The organism is Paramesorhizobium deserti, from assembly GCF_001558695.1.
Classification (GTDB): Bacteria; Pseudomonadota; Alphaproteobacteria; order Rhizobiales; family Rhizobiaceae; genus Paramesorhizobium; species Paramesorhizobium deserti.
Genome location: NZ_LNTU01000012.1, coordinates 317,119 through 333,385, shown reverse-complemented (window position 1 = coordinate 333,385; position 16,267 = coordinate 317,119). Strand labels below are relative to the sequence as shown.

Annotated in this window: 16 protein-coding genes and 1 tRNA gene; 14 read left to right on the top strand and 3 right to left on the bottom strand. The window is 60.7% G+C overall.

Translation table 11 applies throughout. The features are described 5' to 3' along the window. The first annotated feature begins 14 nt into the window (after positions 1 to 14). The 6 genes from ATN84_RS10655 (at position 15) to ATN84_RS10630 (ending at position 6,738) form a co-directional block, all read left to right on the top strand. Positions 15 to 2,207, top strand: coding sequence for a TonB-dependent hemoglobin/transferrin/lactoferrin family receptor (locus ATN84_RS10655; protein ID WP_068881616.1), 2,193 nt, complete (start codon positions 15 to 17; stop codon positions 2,205 to 2,207). A gap of 191 nt (positions 2,208 to 2,398) precedes the next feature. Then, the gene (gene hemP / locus ATN84_RS10650) at positions 2,399 to 2,635 is read left to right on the top strand and encodes a hemin uptake protein HemP (protein ID WP_068881982.1); all 237 of its coding nucleotides are present in this window, start codon (positions 2,399 to 2,401) and stop codon (positions 2,633 to 2,635) included. A 10-nt stretch (positions 2,636 to 2,645) separates the two neighbouring features. Then, positions 2,646 to 3,704: a hemin-degrading factor gene (locus tag ATN84_RS10645; RefSeq protein ID WP_068881615.1), complete on the top strand. Its 1,059-nt coding sequence runs from the start codon at positions 2,646 to 2,648 to the stop codon at positions 3,702 to 3,704. Between the two features lie 10 nt (positions 3,705 to 3,714). Next, positions 3,715 to 4,623, top strand: a complete 909-nt coding sequence (locus tag ATN84_RS10640; protein ID WP_425287391.1) for a heme/hemin ABC transporter substrate-binding protein — start codon at positions 3,715 to 3,717, stop codon at positions 4,621 to 4,623. Between the two features lie 233 nt (positions 4,624 to 4,856). Then, the gene (locus ATN84_RS10635) at positions 4,857 to 5,942 is read left to right on the top strand and encodes a FecCD family ABC transporter permease (RefSeq protein WP_068881980.1); all 1,086 of its coding nucleotides are present in this window, start codon (positions 4,857 to 4,859) and stop codon (positions 5,940 to 5,942) included. Between the two features lie 7 nt (positions 5,943 to 5,949). Then, entirely contained in the window at positions 5,950 to 6,738 is a 789-nt protein-coding gene (locus ATN84_RS10630) for a heme ABC transporter ATP-binding protein (RefSeq protein WP_068881614.1), read from the top strand. 96 nt (positions 6,739 to 6,834) lie between these two features. Here ATN84_RS10630 and rirA read toward each other — a convergent pair whose 3' ends face one another. After that, complete coding sequence (gene rirA / locus ATN84_RS10625; protein WP_068881613.1) at positions 6,835 to 7,296, bottom strand: iron-responsive transcriptional regulator RirA; 462 nt, start codon at positions 7,294 to 7,296, stop codon at positions 6,835 to 6,837. 295 nt (positions 7,297 to 7,591) lie between these two features. On the opposite strand from rirA, the gene ugpB reads away from it, so the two are divergent. From ugpB to ATN84_RS10605, 4 genes are all read left to right on the top strand, one after another. Continuing rightward, entirely contained in the window at positions 7,592 to 8,905 is a 1,314-nt protein-coding gene (ugpB, locus tag ATN84_RS10620) for a sn-glycerol-3-phosphate ABC transporter substrate-binding protein UgpB (RefSeq protein WP_068881612.1), read from the top strand. A 265-nt stretch (positions 8,906 to 9,170) separates the two neighbouring features. Then, positions 9,171 to 10,085: a sn-glycerol-3-phosphate ABC transporter permease UgpA gene (gene ugpA / locus ATN84_RS10615; protein ID WP_068881611.1), complete on the top strand. Its 915-nt coding sequence runs from the start codon at positions 9,171 to 9,173 to the stop codon at positions 10,083 to 10,085. 11 nt (positions 10,086 to 10,096) lie between these two features. Next, a complete protein-coding gene (gene ugpE, locus ATN84_RS10610; protein WP_068881610.1) occupies positions 10,097 to 10,945 on the top strand; it encodes a sn-glycerol-3-phosphate ABC transporter permease UgpE in 849 nt (282 codons plus the stop codon). Then, positions 10,945 to 12,018 carry a sn-glycerol-3-phosphate import ATP-binding protein UgpC gene (locus ATN84_RS10605; RefSeq protein ID WP_068881609.1) on the top strand — a complete coding sequence of 358 codons (1,074 nt, stop codon included), beginning with the start codon at positions 10,945 to 10,947 and terminating at the stop codon, positions 12,016 to 12,018. Before ugpE ends, ATN84_RS10605 begins: the two co-directional genes overlap by 1 nt. A gap of 28 nt (positions 12,019 to 12,046) precedes the next feature. On the opposite strand, the gene ATN84_RS10600 is transcribed toward ATN84_RS10605, so the two are convergent. Both ATN84_RS10600 and ATN84_RS28015 read right to left on the bottom strand, forming a co-directional pair. After that, on the bottom strand, positions 12,047 to 12,352 hold the full coding sequence (locus ATN84_RS10600) for a hypothetical protein (protein ID WP_068881979.1): 306 nt from the start codon (positions 12,350 to 12,352) through the stop codon (positions 12,047 to 12,049). A 143-nt stretch (positions 12,353 to 12,495) separates the two neighbouring features. Further along, positions 12,496 to 12,618: a hypothetical protein gene (locus tag ATN84_RS28015; RefSeq protein WP_280139608.1), complete on the bottom strand. Its 123-nt coding sequence runs from the start codon at positions 12,616 to 12,618 to the stop codon at positions 12,496 to 12,498. A gap of 280 nt (positions 12,619 to 12,898) precedes the next feature. Between ATN84_RS28015 and ATN84_RS10595 the strand changes: the two genes are divergently transcribed. From ATN84_RS10595 to glmU, 4 genes are all read left to right on the top strand, one after another. Further along, positions 12,899 to 13,438 carry a BA14K family protein gene (locus ATN84_RS10595; protein WP_082766226.1) on the top strand — a complete coding sequence of 180 codons (540 nt, stop codon included), beginning with the start codon at positions 12,899 to 12,901 and terminating at the stop codon, positions 13,436 to 13,438. Between the two features lie 263 nt (positions 13,439 to 13,701). Next, positions 13,702 to 13,777: transfer RNA gene (locus tag ATN84_RS10590), tRNA-Lys, on the top strand. A gap of 237 nt (positions 13,778 to 14,014) precedes the next feature. Then, the gene (locus ATN84_RS10585; RefSeq protein ID WP_425287390.1) at positions 14,015 to 14,755 is read left to right on the top strand and encodes a cytochrome c biogenesis CcdA family protein; all 741 of its coding nucleotides are present in this window, start codon (positions 14,015 to 14,017) and stop codon (positions 14,753 to 14,755) included. A gap of 99 nt (positions 14,756 to 14,854) precedes the next feature. Continuing rightward, a complete protein-coding gene (gene glmU, locus ATN84_RS10580; RefSeq protein ID WP_068881978.1) occupies positions 14,855 to 16,219 on the top strand; it encodes a bifunctional UDP-N-acetylglucosamine diphosphorylase/glucosamine-1-phosphate N-acetyltransferase GlmU in 1,365 nt (454 codons plus the stop codon). The last annotated feature ends 48 nt before the right edge of the window (positions 16,220 to 16,267 follow it).

Genomic DNA, 16,267 nt, shown 5'->3' with positions numbered 1-16,267 from the left:
GGTTAGGTGGGGCTATGAGCAACATTTCAAGAAGATTCTGGCTAAGCTGCGCGGCAGTCGGCGCCCTGAACGTATCGTTCATGGGAAGCGCGGGCGCGCAGGATGCGGACAAGCAGGACGCGATCGAGCTCAAGCCGATCGTGGTCGAGGGGCAGGAAAGGGGCATCAACGCGCCCACCGTCCTGACGGAGCGGAAAACAGCCAGGGACATGCAGGAACGACAGGTCGACCGCATCGACGATATCGGCCGCCTCGATCCCGGCATTAACTACAACCGCACCAGCGACAGCATCAACATCCGCGGCCTCGGCGAAAACCGTGTCCTGACGACGGTCGACGGCATCAGGATTCCATGGCTCGATGATGGCGCGCGCGGCGTGCAGGGTGGCATTTCGACCGTCGATTTCGATACGCTGTCGACGCTCGATATCGTCCGGGGTGCGGATTCCAGCCTGTTCGGCTCGGGCGCGCTGGGCGGCGTCATCTCGCTGCGCACGCTTAACCCGGAAGATCTGCTGACCGAAGGCAAGAGCTGGGGCAGCCTGACCAAGGGCTCCTATGACTCGTCTGATCGCAGTTGGAACATCAATCAGGCATTGGCCGCGCGGGCGAACAACACCTATATCCTGCTGCAGGGTGGCTACCGCACCGGCCATGAACGCGAAAACATGGGCGATATCGGCGGCTATGGCGTCACCCGCACAGAGAAGAACCCGGCCGAATACGACCAGAACAATCTGCTGTTCAAGCTGCATCAGCATGTTGATGGCGGGCACCGCTTCGGCTTTACGGCGGAGCGCTTCTATCTGAACAACGATGTCCACAAGCTCGACTCCTCCACGACGACTTATGTGCCCGGTTCGTTCTGGGAAGACAAAACCCGCAAGCGCGAGCGGATTTCGGCCAGTTACGATTATGACGGCAGTGGCGATGCCTGGCTCGATCAGGCCTCCGTCATTCTCTACTGGCAGCGCCTCACTGAGGGCGATGACACGAGCGCCGTGCGCCGTTCTCCGCCGGTTGGCGATTACCGTCGCGACAACACGATCGAGGAAACCGATGTCGGCATCAACGCCATCGGCCTGAAGGCGGTCGAGTTCGGCGGCTACACTCACACTTTCAAGTTCGGCGTCGACGGCTATGTGAGCACGGTCAAGCAGCAGGCGCTCGGCGAGGATAATTGTACGCCTGCGATTTTCAGCTGTGCTTTCCTCCACACCAACCAGGCCGAGATGCCTGAGGTGGACGGCGGAACGCTGGGCCTGTTCGTGGAAGACCAGATCGCCCTTTACGACAACCGGCTGCGCATCACGCCGGGGCTGCGTTTCGACTGGTATGAGCGCAATCCGCAGGAAACGCCGCTCTATGAGAAGAACCCCGCGTTTGACGGATATCCGGCGGATTCGAGCGACTCGAAATTCTCGCCCAAGCTGCGCGCGGAATGGGACGCTGCCGAGAATGTCGTGCTCTACGCCCAATGGGCCCAGGCGTTCCGTGCGCCTTCCTCGACCGAACTCTATATGACCTATGGCGGGCCGGGAACCTATCTTCGGATCGGCAATCCGGATCTGGAGCCTGAAACCAGCAATGGTTTCGACGTCGGTGCGAGGTTCGGCGACGATCGCTTCGGCGGGTCCGTCAGCATCTACAACAATTACTACAAGAACTTCATCGACGCCGTCAGCGTAAGTGCGGCCGAAGCCGGTGTGCCGCCCGGCATGTTCCCAATGGGCATCACCGAATATGTCAACCGGGCTCATGTGCAGATCTATGGCGCCGAAGCCAAGGCGCATTATGCCTTCTCGAACGGCTGGAAGACCTGGGGCGGCATCGCATTTGCGGTCGGAAAGGACACGGACGAGGATGTCTATCTGAACTCTGTCCCCGCGCTGAAGGGCGTCGTGGGTGTCGGCTATGCGACCGAGACTTGGGGAACCGATTTTATGATGACCGCCGTTGCCAGGCGCAACAAGGTCGAGAATCCCGACTCCGACTATAACAAGACGCCCGGCTATGCGACCTTCGACGCCACGGGCTGGTGGGAGCCGGAGCAGTTCAAGGGGCTGCGCATCCAGGCGGGCGTCTACAACATCTTTGACAAGAAATACTGGAACGCGCTCGATATCCCGGACAGCGGCTCCGTCCCGAAGGATTATTACACCGAGCCGGGCCGCACCTTCAAAATCTCCATGACGCAGCGGTTCTAGGCCAGTTCGCACCGGCATCTCACCTCCAGCGATGCCGGCGCGCCTGCATCATCCGAAACGGCGCTTCACATAAGTTGAGTTATATACTCCTCTATTGCGCGCGCGGAAAAAGATGATAATTTTAGTCAACAAAAGCGATGGGCGCGCCGGACGATATGTCATGCGCCCATCCGGATGGAAAGGGATGCGCAATGAACAGACGCAGTTTCATCGACATGAAGGTTCAATTGCCGCGCGCGGCCGGATCGTCCTCCGGTTCGCTTGCATCCGCGCCGTATGTCGAACCGCGCAAACGGGTGCAGCATCCACTGAAAACCTATGGCAGCAGCGAGCTCTTCGACGGCTCCACCGAAGTCGGCATCGAGCATGCCGGTTCGCTCTACCGCCTCAAGATCACCCGTCAGGGCAAACTCATCCTGAATAAATAGGCAATATCACATGACCGGCACTTCCAAGCCTTCTCCCGAGGAAATCTTGCGCGCGCGCGCTGAAAACCCGAAGCTGCGCGAGCGCGAATTCGCTCAAGCTTTGAACATTTCGGAGGCCGATTATGTCGCCGCGCAATGCGGTGACGCGGTCATCCGCATCAGGCCGGATGTCGATACGCTGCTGGGCGGCATAGGCGCCGTCGGCGAGGTGATGGCGCTGACCCGCAACGAAAGCGCCGTGCACGAGAAGATCGGCGTCTATGACAAGGTCGTCCAGGGACAGCGGGCGGCGCTGGTGTTGGGCAAGGAAATCGACCTGCGCATTTTCCCCAAAGCCTGGGCGCACGGGTTTGCGGTGGAAAAGCGTGTTGGCGACGATGTGCGCCGCAGCCTGCAGTTCTTCGACGAGGCGGGCGAGGCCGTTCACAAGATCCATTTGCGCACGCAGTCCGATCTCGACGCCTATCACGCTCTCGTCGAGACGATGCGGTCCGATGACCAGTCGAAAACCATCGAGACGGTAGCGCAGGGCGCGAAGAAGGCGCGCGGTGGTATCGAGGAGCTTGACCGTGACGATTTCCGCCACCGCTGGAGCCAGATGACCGATGTGCACCAGTTCGCCGGGCTGTTGCGCGATTTCAAGCTGGACAGGCATCAGGCGATCAACGTGATCGGCGAGGAATATGCCTGGCCGCTCGACAGCCAGACGGTCGGCGCCATGATGAGCCATGCCGCGCAGATCGCGCTGCCGATCATGTGCTTCGTGGGAAACCGCGGCTGCATCCAGATCCATTCCGGCCCAGTCAGCGAGATGAAGACGATGGGACCGTGGCTGAACGTGCTCGACCCGACTTTCCATCTCCATTTGCGCACCGACCATATCCAAGAGGTCTGGGCCGTCCGCAAGCCGACCAGGGACGGCCATGTGACGTCGCTGGAAGCCTATAACGCGAATGGCGAGATGATCATCCAGTTTTTCGGCAAGAGGCATGAGGGCGAGGGCGAGCGGCAGGACTGGCGCTTCCTCATCGAGAATTTGCCGCGCGTGCGTCAATCGACTGCCGCCTGAAAGGAATGAGATGATGCACAAGGGATTCCGTCGCCTGTTGGGCAAATCCGTGCGGGCAGGGCTGCTTGCCATGGCTGTTTCTTGCGCCGGGGCCACAATCGCGCCAGCGGAAGAGACCACGCATATCGAAGATAGTTCGAGACTGGTCTCCATCGGCGGCTCGCTGACGGAGATCATCTATGCGCTTGGCGAGGAGAAACGCCTCGTCGCGGTCGACTCGACGAGCATCTTCCCGCCGGAAGCGAAGGAGCTTCCCGATGTCGGCTATATGCGCGCCCTGTCGCCGGAGGGTGTCCTTTCGGTCAACCCGTCGGGAATCGTCCTTCTGGAGGGCAGCGGGCCGCGCGAGGCGCTCGATGTGCTGAAAAAGGCTTCCATTCCCCTCGTCATCGTGCCGGAGCATTTCACGCGCGAAGGCGTACTCGAAAAGATCCATGCCGTCGGCAAGGCGCTGGGGGTCGAGGAAAAGGCCGAGAAGCTTGCCGCGTCGGCGGATGCTGATCTGGCGGCGGCCGAAAAGGCGGCATCCTCCGTCAAGGAGCGCAAGCGCGTCCTGTTCATCCTGTCGATGCAGGGGGGCCGGATCATGGCCTCCGGGAGAAACACCGCCGCGAACGGCATCATCGAGCTTGCGGGCGGCGTTAACGCCATCGATGGCTATGATGGCTACAAACAATTGACCGATGAGGCGATCGGCGAGGCCGCGCCCGACGTGATCCTGATGATGGACCGCACCGGCAACCATGCGGCCAGCGACGAGGAAATCTTCGGCAATCCGGCTTTCGCCGGCACACCTGCCGCCGCGAACAAGAAGCTCATCCGCATGGATGCCCTCTATCTCCTGGGCTTCGGCCCGCGAACGGCCAGCGCCGCGCATGACCTTTCGGTCGCGCTCTATGGCGACGCGGCACGGCATTGAGCGGTTCGCGCTGAAATGGAAACACTGGTTGTAGACACCCCCTTCTGTCCTGCCGGACATCTCTCCCTCAAGGGGGGAGATTGGCTGACACGACTCTCCACTTTCCTTCTGCAAGCTGTGCGATTGGTGCCGAATGTCGATGACAGCATGATCTCCCCCCTTGAGGGGGAGATGTCCGGCAGGACAGAGGGGGGTACTATCCCGCCCGCGTACCCGGTAATATCGCCATGCTGATGCGAACGGAATTCGTCCGCACCATCGCCGATGGGGCAGGACCCCAGCACGGCGACCGCTCCGGCATGGCCCGGGGCGTGATTGCCCTGCTCGCCGTCCTGCTCATCGCAACCGCGCTGTTCAGCCTCACCGCCGGTGCATCGGACGCTTCCGCCTGGGGCCTCGTCAAGTACTGGCTGTTTTCGACGGAGCTATCCCAGCGCGACCGTCTCATCGTCATGGATATCCGCCTGCCACGCATCTTCATGGGCGTGCTGATCGGCTCCGCTCTCGCCGTCTCGGGAGCGGTCATGCAGGGACTTTTCCGCAATCCGCTCGCCGACCCCGGCCTTGTCGGGGTTTCGTCAGGCGCTAGTGTCGGAGCGCTTGCCACCATCATTTTCGGCGGCACGGTCCTCGCCCCGGCAGCGGCGGTTTTGGGCATTTATACCCTGCCGGTCATGGCTTTCCTGACCAGTCTTGTTACCACCTTCCTGCTTTACGGCATAGCCACGCGGCGCGGCCAGACATCCGTTGCCACCATGCTGCTGGCCGGAATTGCCCTGGCTGCGCTGGGAGTGGCGCTGACCGGCGCGCTCATCTACATCGCCGACGACCGGCAATTACGGGATTTGATGTTCTGGCAGATGGGCTCGCTTGCGGGCGCGACCTGGACCAAGATCGCGGCCTCCGGGCCTATTATCCTGCTCTCTCTCATTGCCGCGCCGTTTCTGGGGCGTGGCCTCAATGGGCTGGCACTGGGTGAGGCATCGGCTCACCATCTTGGCATACCCGTGCAGCGGCTGAAGAATGTCGCCATCGTCACCGTCGCGGCGGCAGTCGGCGCGTCCGTCGCGATGAGCGGAGGCATCGGTTTTGTCGGCATTATCGTGCCGCATCTGTTGCGCCTCGTGATTGGTCCGGACCACCGCTACCTCCTGCCCGCATCGGCACTGCTGGGCTCGATCCTGTTGCTTCTCGCCGATGCGGTGAGCCGCACCATCGTCGCCCCGGCGGAACTGCCCATCGGCATCGTCACCGCGCTGGCTGGCGCACCGTTCTTCCTCTGGATTCTCCTGCGCCGGCGCGGGATCGTCGATTTGTGAGACAGCCATGATCGAAGCCAGAAACCTGTCAGTCGCTATCGGCCGCAAACGGATCATCGAGAACATCGATTTTCAGGCCCGGCCGGGCGAGTTGACGGCAATCGTCGGGCCGAACGGCTCCGGCAAGACCACGCTGCTGCGCGCTCTCTCGGGCGATCTGCCCTTCACGGGGCAGGCGTCGATCAACAGCAGGCCGTTCGAAACACTGAAACCGTGGCAGATGGCGAACATACGCGCCGTGCTGCCGCAGGCGACTTCGCTGGCCTTCCCCTATACGGTGCGGGAAATCGTTCGTCTGGGTCTCACCAGCGGCTATTCCGGGGCAGGCTCGCACGACATCGAAACCCTGCCGGACCGGGCGCTCGCCATGGTCGATCTCGAAGGTTTTTCCGGGCGCTTCTATCAGGAGCTTTCCGGCGGCGAGCAGCAGCGAGTGCAATTGGCCCGCGTGCTCTGCCAGGTCTGGCAGCCCGTTCTCGACGGCGAGCCGCGCTATCTCTTTCTCGACGAGCCGGTGTCGAGCCTCGATATCAAACATCAGCTCATCATCATGCGCATCGCGAAAAGCTTTGCCGAAGAGGGCGGGGGCGTCATCGCCATCCTGCATGATCTTAATCTCACGGCGATGTTCGCCGACCGGATTGTCATGATGCATCGCGGGCGGGTCGATGCGGCTGGAGAGCCTCGCGATATGCTGTCGGACGACCGCATCCTGCGCGTCTATGAATGCGCTTTGAAGGTCGGCGTCCTGCCCGGTAGCGGCGCGCCTTTCGTCCTGCCGCAATCGGCGGTGTAGAGGCTATCCTAATTTAAGGAACTGCTGGCGGGACCACGCTCCTGACTCGTCGTCATTCTCGGGCTTGTCCCGAGAATGACGGCCAGAGGGGCTCCTTTAACCCGCAGCCAGTTGCGGCCGCAACTCATCCAGTCCCAGGAGCGAGCGGACGTTCGGCCGCGCCTTGACGAGATCGGCTATCGAATATTTCGCCAGCACCTCGAAGAAGGCGCCAAGCGCTTCGCGCAGCGCCGAGTTGAGCGCGCAGCTGTCGACGAGGGGGCATTCGGCCGCGTCGTTCTCGAAGCATTCCGCCATGGCGAAGCTCTCTTCCGTCACGCGCACCACATCGAAAATCGTGATCTGCGAGGCCGGCTTGCCCAGCCGCACGCCGCCATTGCGGCCGCGCACCGTCTCGACCAGCCCGTTTTCCACGAGCGGCTGCAGGATCTTGAAGAGAAACAGTTCCGAAACGGAATAGGCCCTGGCGATATCCGGAACGCGACTGAGGCTGCCTTCGTTGGCCGCGCAATACATCAGCATCCGGATTGCATAATTGGTCTGGCGAGTAAGCCGCATGGGATGATCCTTTTCTTTCGGAGCCGTCCGAAGGGGGCACCAAATAGCGAGCAGTTTAGAACTATTCTGAAAATATATGAAGCCCTTTGTCATCTTTAAAGAGAAATTAATTTCGTCTTTTTCGGGGCTGCCGGCCAAGGCGGCAAGCCGGCGGAATTGTGCCGCGGCGATTGGGCTGGGGATAGCGGTCGCAACTGTTCACAAAACTGCAAATAAACTGTTGTTCAACTGTCACATAGAACAGATACTGGCCACAAGCGGCGCGCTCATGACGCCAGCAATAAGGGAGACCATTATGAAATCCAGGGGTATTTCCACCGGCCTTGCTGCCGCCGTGACGTTGTTGATGTCCTCGACATCCTCCTTCGCCGTCACCGAGATCAGTTGGTGGCACGCCATGACCGGCGCCAACAACGAAGTCGTCGAGACCCTCTCTAAGGAATTCAACGAGAGCCAGAGCGATTACAAGGTCGTTCCGGTCTTCAAGGGAACCTATCCGGAAACGCTGAATGCCGGCATCGCCGCGTTCCGCGCCAAGCAGGCGCCCGACATCATCCAGGTATTCGACGTCGGAACCGGCGTCATGATGGCGGCCGAAGGTGCGGTCAAGCCGGTGGCGGAAGTGCTGTCGGAAGGCGGCGCCACCTTCGACAAGAGCCAGTATCTGCCGGGGATCGTCGCCTATTATTCGAAGCCTGATGGCACCATGCTGTCCTTCCCCTATAACAGCTCGTCGCCCATTCTTTATTATAACAAGGATATCTTCCAGAAGGCCGGTCTCGATGTCGATAACCCGCCGAAGACCTGGCCCGAGGTATGGGAAGCCGCCAAGAAGATCAAGACCAGTGGCGCAGCACCTTGCGGCTATACCTCGACCTGGCTGACCTGGATCCATCTGGAGAATTTCGCCGCCTGGAACAATCTTCCTTACGGCACCAATGAAAATGGCCTTGCGGGGCTGGACGTTAACCTGGAGATCAATGCGCCGCTTTATGTGAAGCATTTCCAGGAGATCGCCGATCTCGCCAAGGAGGGCGTGTTCCGTTATGGCGGCCGCACCTCGGAGGCCAAGCAGATCTTCCTCGCCGGCGAATGCGGCATCCTGACCGAATCATCGGGCGGCCTCGGCGATATCGTCAAGTCGGGCATGAATTACGGCATCGGGCAACTGCCCTACGAGCCGGAGGCGGAAGGCGCACCGCAGAACACCATTCCAGGCGGTGCGAGCCTGTGGGTGTTCGGCGGAAAGTCGGACGAGAAGTACAAGGGCATCGCGGCCTTCTTCAATTTCCTCTCCAGCCCCGAGATCCAGGCGCGGCTCCATCAGGTATCGGGTTATCTGCCCGTCACGCTGAAAGCCTATGAGGAAACCAAGGCGTCCGGCTTCTACGAGAAGAATCCCGGTCGCGAGACGCCGATCACCCAGATGATGGGCAAGGCGCCGACCGAGAATTCGCGCGGCGTCCGTCTCGTAAACCTGCCTCAGGTCCGCGATATCGAGAACGAGGAGTTCGAGAAGATGCTGGCCGGGCAACAGACGGCGCAGCAGGCTCTCGACAGTGCGGTCTCTCGCGGCAATGCCGCGATCAAGCAGGCGATCGGCCAGTAATCTTGCCCCGCATCCGTACCTCTCCCCGCAAGCAGGGGAGAGGGAGGCGTTAACGTCGCCGCTTCCTTCTTCTCCCCGTGTGGGGATAGTCCGAAGAACGCAGGCGGATGAGGAGCAATCTGATACACCCGGACCGAACATCATCCTCGGGCTTGTCCCGAGGATCGCCCACAAGAAAACGGAAACGGCGCTGCCATTCATGACAGTGCCTGCAACCGTCCTGATCTATGTTTCTCTGTCGTAGATCCTCGGGAAAAGTCCGGGGATGACGAAGGTAGGCGGCCAGAAGGACCACCCAGTGCCCCGCGCAATCTTCCCCAACAAAGTCCTGCCATATCTGCTTCTGGCGCCGCAGCTCGCGATTACGGCCATATTCTTCTATTGGCCCGCGTCGCAGGCGCTTTATCAATCCATGCTCAGGGAAGACCCGTTCGGTCTCTCGACGCAATTCGTCGGGCTGGCCAATTTCAGGCATGTGCTGGCCGATCCCAATTACCTGCATTCCTTCCAGGTCACCATCATCTTCGCCGTCGCCACGGCCGTGTTCGCCATGGTTCCCGCGCTTTATCTGGCTGTTATGGCCGACAAGGTGGTGCGGGGGCGCGGCATCTATCGCACATTGCTGATCTGGCCCTATGCGGTCGCCCCGGCCATCGCCGGCATGCTGTGGCTGTTCCTGTTCAATCCGTCGATTGGCACGATTGCCGTCATGCTCCGCTCGCTGGGGATCAGCTGGGATCCGCTTCTCAATGGCCCGCAGGCGATGATCCTCGTCGTCGCGGCAGCCGCCTGGAAGCAGATCAGCTATAATTTCCTGTTCTTCGTCGCCGGCCTGCAGGCGATACCGAAATCACTGGTCGAGGCGGCAAGCATCGACGGGGCGGGCGAGACGAAACGGTTCTGGACCATCATCTTCCCGCTGCTGGCGCCGACGAGCTTCTTCCTTCTGGTCATCAACACCGTCTACGCCTTCTTCGATACCTTCGGCATCATCCATGCCGTGACGGGCGGCGGTCCGGGCAAGGCCACGGAGACGCTCGTCTACAAGGTCTATAATGATGGCTTCGTCAATCTGATCCTGGGCGAATCTGCCGCCCAGTCGGTCATCCTGATGGTGATCGTCATCGCGCTGACGGCGGTTCAATTCCGCTATGTCGAGCGCCGCGTGCATTACGGGTGACGGGGAATCAGATGATCGACAACAGACCCTCGCGCCGTATCATTGCTCACACCGTTCTGCTCATCGGCGTCTTCATCATCGCCTTTCCGATCTATTACACCTTCGTCGCCTCGACCCATTCGCTGCAGACGATCCTCAGGCCGCCCCTGCCGCTGATCCCGGGCGGTCATTTTCTCGAGAATTACACAACGGCGCTCTTCGGCGGCATCGGGCGCATCGGCGGCGTCGGCGTCGACCGGCTCCTCTGGAACAGCACCATCGTCGCGGTGCTGATCGCGGTCGGTAAGATCTTCATTTCCATCCTGTCGGCCTATGCGGTGGTCTTCTTCCGCTTTCCGCTGCGCATGACCTTCTTCTGGCTGATCTTCATCACATTGATGCTGCCCGTCGAGGTCCGCATCCTGCCGACCTACAAGGTGATGGTCGATTTCGGGCTGATCGATACCTATGCGGGATTGACCCTACCGCTGATGGCCTCCGCCACCGCGACCCTTCTGTTTCGCCAGTTCTTCATGACCATCCCTGGCGAACTGGTCGAGGCGGCGCGTGTCGACGGGGCTGGGCCGTGGCGCTTTTTCAAGGACATTCTGCTGCCCTTGTCGAAAACCAACATAGCCGCGCTTTTCGTCATCCAGTTCATCTATGGCTGGACGCAATATCTCTGGCCGCTGCTCGTTACCAACCGCAATGACATGGGAACGATCGTCATCGCGCTGCGCAAGATGATCTCCTTCGCCGATGCCGATACCGAATGGCACCTGGTGATGGTGACCTGCATTCTCGCCATCCTGCCGCCGATCCTCGTCGTCGTCCTCATGCAGCGCTGGTTTGTCCGCGGTCTCGTCGAAACGGAGAAATAATGGCCACCCTCGATTTGAAAAATGTCCGCAAGGTCTATGCCGGCGCCGTCGAAGCCGTGAAGAAAGTGGACCTGGCGATACCTGACGGCGCGCTCTGCGTGCTGGTCGGGCCGTCCGGCTGCGGAAAATCGACACTTCTGCGCATGATCGCGGGCCTGGAATCGATCACCGAGGGCGAGATCGTCATCGACGGGCGAGTGGTCAACGATCTCGGGCCTGCCGAGCGCGACATCGCCATGGTGTTCCAGAATTACGCGCTCTATCCGCATATGAGCGTCTATGACAACATGGCCTATGGCCTGCGCAACCGCCGCATGGCGAAGCCCGAAATCGACAGGCGCGTCCGCGAGGCGGCCGCGACGCTCGAACTCGCGCATCTTCTGGCGCGCCGGCCGCGCGAGCTCTCGGGCGGCCAGCGTCAGCGCGTCGCCATGGGCCGCGCCATCGTCCGCAACCCGAAGGTCTTCCTGTTCGACGAGCCGCTCTCCAATCTCGATGCCAAGCTGCGCGGCCAGATGCGCGTCGAGATCAAGAATTTGCAGCGTTCGCTGGGTGTCACCAGCGTCTATGTCACCCACGACCAGCTCGAGGCGATGACGCTCGCCGACATTCTCGTCGTCATGAACGGCGGCAATGTCGAGCAGATCGGCGCGCCACTCGAAATCTACGAGAAGCCGGCGAGCCTGTTTGTGGCGAGCTTCATCGGCGCACCGCCGATGAACCTCCTGGCCCTTAAGCCGGGCGAGGGGCGGCCAGTGCTTGTCGACGGCACCACGATCGGCGGCGAGGGCCTGTCATTTTCGAAGGAAGCGGCAACGCTCGGCATCCGCCCGGAAAACCTGTTCCTCGTGACCGGCGACAGTAACGGCAGCCGGCCGGACGCGACGCTCGACATCGTCGTGCAGGCGATCGAGCCTGTCGGTGCGGAGAGCTTCATCTATGGCGATGCGGGAAAGGAGCGCCTCGTCATCAGGGTGGCTGGCAAGACGGTTGTGGAGCCGGGGGCGAAGATACGCGTTGGCGCAAACGCTGCCGACCTGCATATCTTCGACGAGGCAGGAAAGCGGATATGAGCTGCGCTGCCGCCTGCGGAAATCCAGGCTATATCTGATCGTTATAGGGGCGCTTCGTTTCACCCACCAGCTTGGCGAGATGCGAGAACGACCACGGCGTGTCGGCGCCGGCATTATTGGCAAGCTGCAGCAGCCGGATGGGAAAGCAGACCGCATCCCGGTTGGCAGGCGACAGCTGCCCGGTAATGCGTTCGTCTCCGACGATGGCCGCTTCGGCCTTGCGCAGGGCAGTGTCTATCTCACCCTGCGAGAGTAGTCCCTTGGAAACCAGCAGATGGTTGACCGAGGCGACGGCAAGGCAGAGCCCTTCGAGTTGAAGGTTGGCGGTGTTCATGGCGCATTCCTTCCTTTGGCGATACCGACCTGTCAGCTTACCATGCGCAAGCGTGCCCTCCAAAGACAGGAGCAGATCAGGAAATGAAAAGCCGGAAGCGCGGGCGGCTTCCGGCGATGCTTTGTAGGCCAATCGGCCAGGGATTATTTCTTCTGCGTATCCTGCGGCTGCGGCGGTGGCTGGGAGCCGGCGAGGGATTTCCGTAATATCTGCCATTCTCTCTCATGGCGTTGATAGATATCTGCGGGAATCGTCTGATTGGTCATGAAAACCTCCGGACTGTTAAATGCGGCTTTTAACGCCCGCCCCGTGATCCTGGTTCCATGATAATGATGGCGGAAGCGGGATCGTGAGGATCACGGTTTGAGACAGGCCGTAAGGATTGGCGGGGTATTTCTGCATGTGACCTGATTACCCAATCAATTCAGTATATTCTAGACAAAGTATATACTGGATAAAGACAATGGAATAGTGCATGTTCATCATGTGTTCATGAATATATGTGCAGTTTATTTTCAAGGGACGGATTTATCAACGGGAGTTGTTATGAAGAAACTCTTATCAGCATTTTTGGCAGGGGCGCTTGGCATGAGCATTGCGTTCACATCTGCCATTCCGGTGAGCGCGGCTCCGCTGTTGCCGACAGGCATCGAGACCGGCTCGAATGTCGAACAGATCCAGCACCGTCGGCAGGTCCGCGAGCGTTGGGGCCATCGAGGCGGCGGCCGCCGCGGTGGCTGGGGCCACGGGCCAAGCAGGCCAGGTTGGGGCCATGGACCCAGCAGGCCAGGTTGGGGGCATCACGGGAGATACCGTCCCGGATATTGGGGTGGTCACCGCGGCTATCGGCATTACCGCCATGGATACCGGCGTCACCGTGATGGATGGTGGTATCCTCTGGCGGCTTTCGGCGCCGGCGCGATCATCGGCGGTGCCATCACCAATCAGCCGACCCGGGTTGCGCCGGGCTACAGCAGCGCGCATGTCCAGTGGTGTGCCAACAGGTATCGCTCCTATCGGGCCTATGATAACACCTATCAGCCCTATAACGGCCCGCGCCGCCAGTGTTATTCGCCTTATAGCTGAGTGCGGATCACTACATTCTCTCTGCAAAAGACGGCCCTCCGGGGCCGCCTTTTTATTGCAGGAGAGGGACAGGGCTGATTCCGACGTATGAGCCAGCCATTTATGCATTTCCTGCAAGCCGGTGGACGATGAAGCCGATCGCGGAACCGGATTGGCCTGAAAAAAGCATTTTCAACAGGCAAAACAGGGCAGAATGCTGTTGACCCGCGCTGTCCGCGCACTTATGTTCCGCCGCACTTCCGGGGACGAACCGTTCCCTTCGGGAGCGCGTAGCTCAGCCGGTAGAGCAACTGACTTTTAATCAGTAGGTCCAGGGTTCGAATCCCTGCGCGCTCACCAGTCTCCGTTTTTTCCAACATTACTCGCATTCCGGATCTGGCCCAGGTCTATTCAAGCGTCAAGAACGCGATGCAATGCCCGTCACGGCGAGGCAGACGCGCCGGAATCATTCAGGCAGCGCCGAAGACCGGGACGTTCCGTCGCAAGCGGCTATGTCATTGATAGCATCAATTTTACTAGGTTTTACCGTTCGGAGAGACTAAATCAGGCGATCGGACAGCCGATGGAGTGATGCGCGTGGCGCTTGATGTTTCTTACGTGACGGCAGTTGGCGCGGGTGCGCTTTCCTTCCTTTCGCCCTGCGTGCTGCCGCTCGTCCCGCCCTATCTCTGCTATATGGCCGGCGTCAGCGTCGAGGAATTCCGGGCGGAGAACCCTGCCGACGCGTCGGGCAGGCGGGCGCTGTTCGCCTCCTCCTTCGCCTTCGTCCTCGGCTTTACCACCGTCTTTGTCGCGCTGGGAGCCGGCGCATCGTCGATCGGTGCGTTCCTGCGGGCCTGGCAGCAGGAGATCGCCATCGTCGCGGGCCTCGTCATCATCGTGATGGGATTGAATTTCCTTGGTGTTCTCAGGCTGTCGATCCTCTCGCGCGAGGCCCGCTTCCAGGCCAAGGGTGCGCCGGCCACGCCTGTCGGCGCCTATGTCATGGGGCTTGCCTTCGCCTTCGGATGGACGCCATGCATCGGCCCGGTACTGGGGCCGATCCTGACGCTTGCGGGCGCCAAGAGCACCGTGGGCGAGGGCGCGGCGCTTCTTGCCACCTATTCGCTGGGCCTCGGCATTCCCTTCATCGTGGCGGCGCTGTTCTCCGGCGCCTTCATGCGCTTTCTCGCGAAGTTCCGCGTGCATCTGGGCAAGGTCGAGAAGGTGATGGGCGGTCTTCTGGTTGCCGCCGGGCTGCTCTTCCTTACCGGCGGCATGCAGTCCTTCTCCTTCTGGCTGCTTGAAACCTTTCCCGCACTTGGCCGATTGGGATAGTCCTGGCGTGACATTGGCGTAAGCCTATTTATACGCTTTCGTGATTAGGCTTCGGGTCTATATATGACCTGCCTCAAGCAACCACCGGATATCCATCTCATGACAAGCCGAACCTGCCTCTCGATCATCCTTGCCGCCGGAGAAGGGACACGGATGAAATCCGCCCTGCCCAAGGTGCTGCACCGGATCGCGGGGCTACCCCTCATATGCCATGTCGCCAATGCCGTCCGCGGCGCGGGCGAGGGCGATATAGCCCTCGTCGTCGGCAGGGGCGCGGATGAGGTGAAGGCGGCAGTCGAGAAGGTTTCGCCTGATGTTTCCGCCTATGAGCAGAAGGAACGACTCGGCACCGCCCATGCCGTTCTGGCGGCGCGCGAGGCGATTGCGCGCGGCTATGACGATCTGCTGATCGTCTTCGGCGACACGCCGCTGATCGAGGAGGGCGCACTGACAGAGGCACGCTCGAAGCTCGCCGAAGGATTCGACATCGTGGTCATGGGCTTCCGCCCGGCGGACCCCGCGGGTTACGGACGATTGATAGAGAAGGAAGGACGGCTCGTTGCGATACGTGAGGAAAAGGACGCAACAGCCGAAGAAAAAAGCATAAATTTCTGCAATGGCGGCCTGATGGCGCTGCGCGGCGAACTTGCGCTGGCGCTGCTCGATGCAGTGCGCAACGATAACGCCAAGGGCGAGTTCTATCTGACTGATATCGTTGAAATTGCACATGCCCAGGGACGGAAGGTGACGACCATCGAGGTGCCGGTGGATAATGTGATCGGCATCAACACGCGTGTCGAGCTGGCCGAGGCCGAAGCCATCTGGCAGGCGCGCAAGCGTCGCTCCGTCATGCTCTCAGGCGTCACCATGATCGCGCCGGAAACGGTGTTCTTCTCGCATGATACGCTGGTGGAGGCCGACGCAATCATCGAGCCCAACGTCTTCTTCGGCCCCGGCGTGCATGTCGCATCCGGCGCGCTGATCCATTCCTTCTGCCATCTGGAGGAGGCACGTGTCGGGCCCAATGCGGAGATCGGCCCGTTCGCGCGGCTGCGGCCGGGCGCCGATCTTGGCGAGAAATCGAAGGTCGGCAATTTCTGCGAGGTCAAGAACGCCACCGTCGCCAAGGGCGCGAAGGTCAATCATCTCTCCTATATCGGCGATGCTACGGTTGGCGCCGGCGCCAATATCGGCGCGGGAACCATCACCTGCAATTATGACGGCTACAACAAATGGCGAACCGAGATCGGCGAGGGCGCTTTCGTCGGCTCCAACACATCTCTGGTCGCCCCGGTTTCGATCGGCAGCAATGCCTATATCGCGTCCGGCAGCGTGATCACCGAGAACGTGCCCGACAGCGCGCTCGCCTTCGGACGGGCAAGGCAGGTGACGAAAGAGGGACGCGCGACCGCTCTGCGGGAGCAATATGCGGCGATCAAAGCGGCGAAGAAGGCGGAGAAATGATGAATTTCTTACCGCTTTTGGTGAATTCCATCGCGAAAGAAACTGAAA

Bases quoted from the DNA above. Each gene is read 5' to 3' on its own strand.
- ugpA (WP_068881611.1), top strand. From the start codon at position 9,171: ATGACGAAGGTAGGCGGCCAGAAGGACCACCCAGTGCCCCGCGCAATC.
- ATN84_RS10645 (WP_068881615.1), top strand. From the start codon at position 2,646: ATGACCGGCACTTCCAAGCCTTCTCCCGAGGAAATCTTGCGCGCGCGC.
- ATN84_RS10635 (WP_068881980.1), top strand. From the start codon at position 4,857: ATGCGAACGGAATTCGTCCGCACCATCGCCGATGGGGCAGGACCCCAG.
- hemP (WP_068881982.1), top strand. From the start codon at position 2,399: ATGAACAGACGCAGTTTCATCGACATGAAGGTTCAATTGCCGCGCGCG.
- ATN84_RS10630 (WP_068881614.1), top strand. From the start codon at position 5,950: ATGATCGAAGCCAGAAACCTGTCAGTCGCTATCGGCCGCAAACGGATC.
- rirA (WP_068881613.1), bottom strand. From the start codon at position 7,296: ATGCGGCTTACTCGCCAGACCAATTATGCAATCCGGATGCTGATGTAT.
- ATN84_RS10600 (WP_068881979.1), bottom strand. From the start codon at position 12,352: ATGAACACCGCCAACCTTCAACTCGAAGGGCTCTGCCTTGCCGTCGCC.
- ATN84_RS10655 (WP_068881616.1), top strand. From the start codon at position 15: ATGAGCAACATTTCAAGAAGATTCTGGCTAAGCTGCGCGGCAGTCGGC.
- ATN84_RS10605 (WP_068881609.1), top strand. From the start codon at position 10,945: ATGGCCACCCTCGATTTGAAAAATGTCCGCAAGGTCTATGCCGGCGCC.
- ugpB (WP_068881612.1), top strand. From the start codon at position 7,592: ATGAAATCCAGGGGTATTTCCACCGGCCTTGCTGCCGCCGTGACGTTG.
- ugpE (WP_068881610.1), top strand. From the start codon at position 10,097: ATGATCGACAACAGACCCTCGCGCCGTATCATTGCTCACACCGTTCTG.
- ATN84_RS28015 (WP_280139608.1), bottom strand. From the start codon at position 12,618: ATGACCAATCAGACGATTCCCGCAGATATCTATCAACGCCATGAGAGA.
- glmU (WP_068881978.1), top strand. From the start codon at position 14,855: ATGACAAGCCGAACCTGCCTCTCGATCATCCTTGCCGCCGGAGAAGGG.
- ATN84_RS10640 (WP_425287391.1), top strand. From the start codon at position 3,715: ATGATGCACAAGGGATTCCGTCGCCTGTTGGGCAAATCCGTGCGGGCA.
- ATN84_RS10595 (WP_082766226.1), top strand. From the start codon at position 12,899: ATGAAGAAACTCTTATCAGCATTTTTGGCAGGGGCGCTTGGCATGAGC.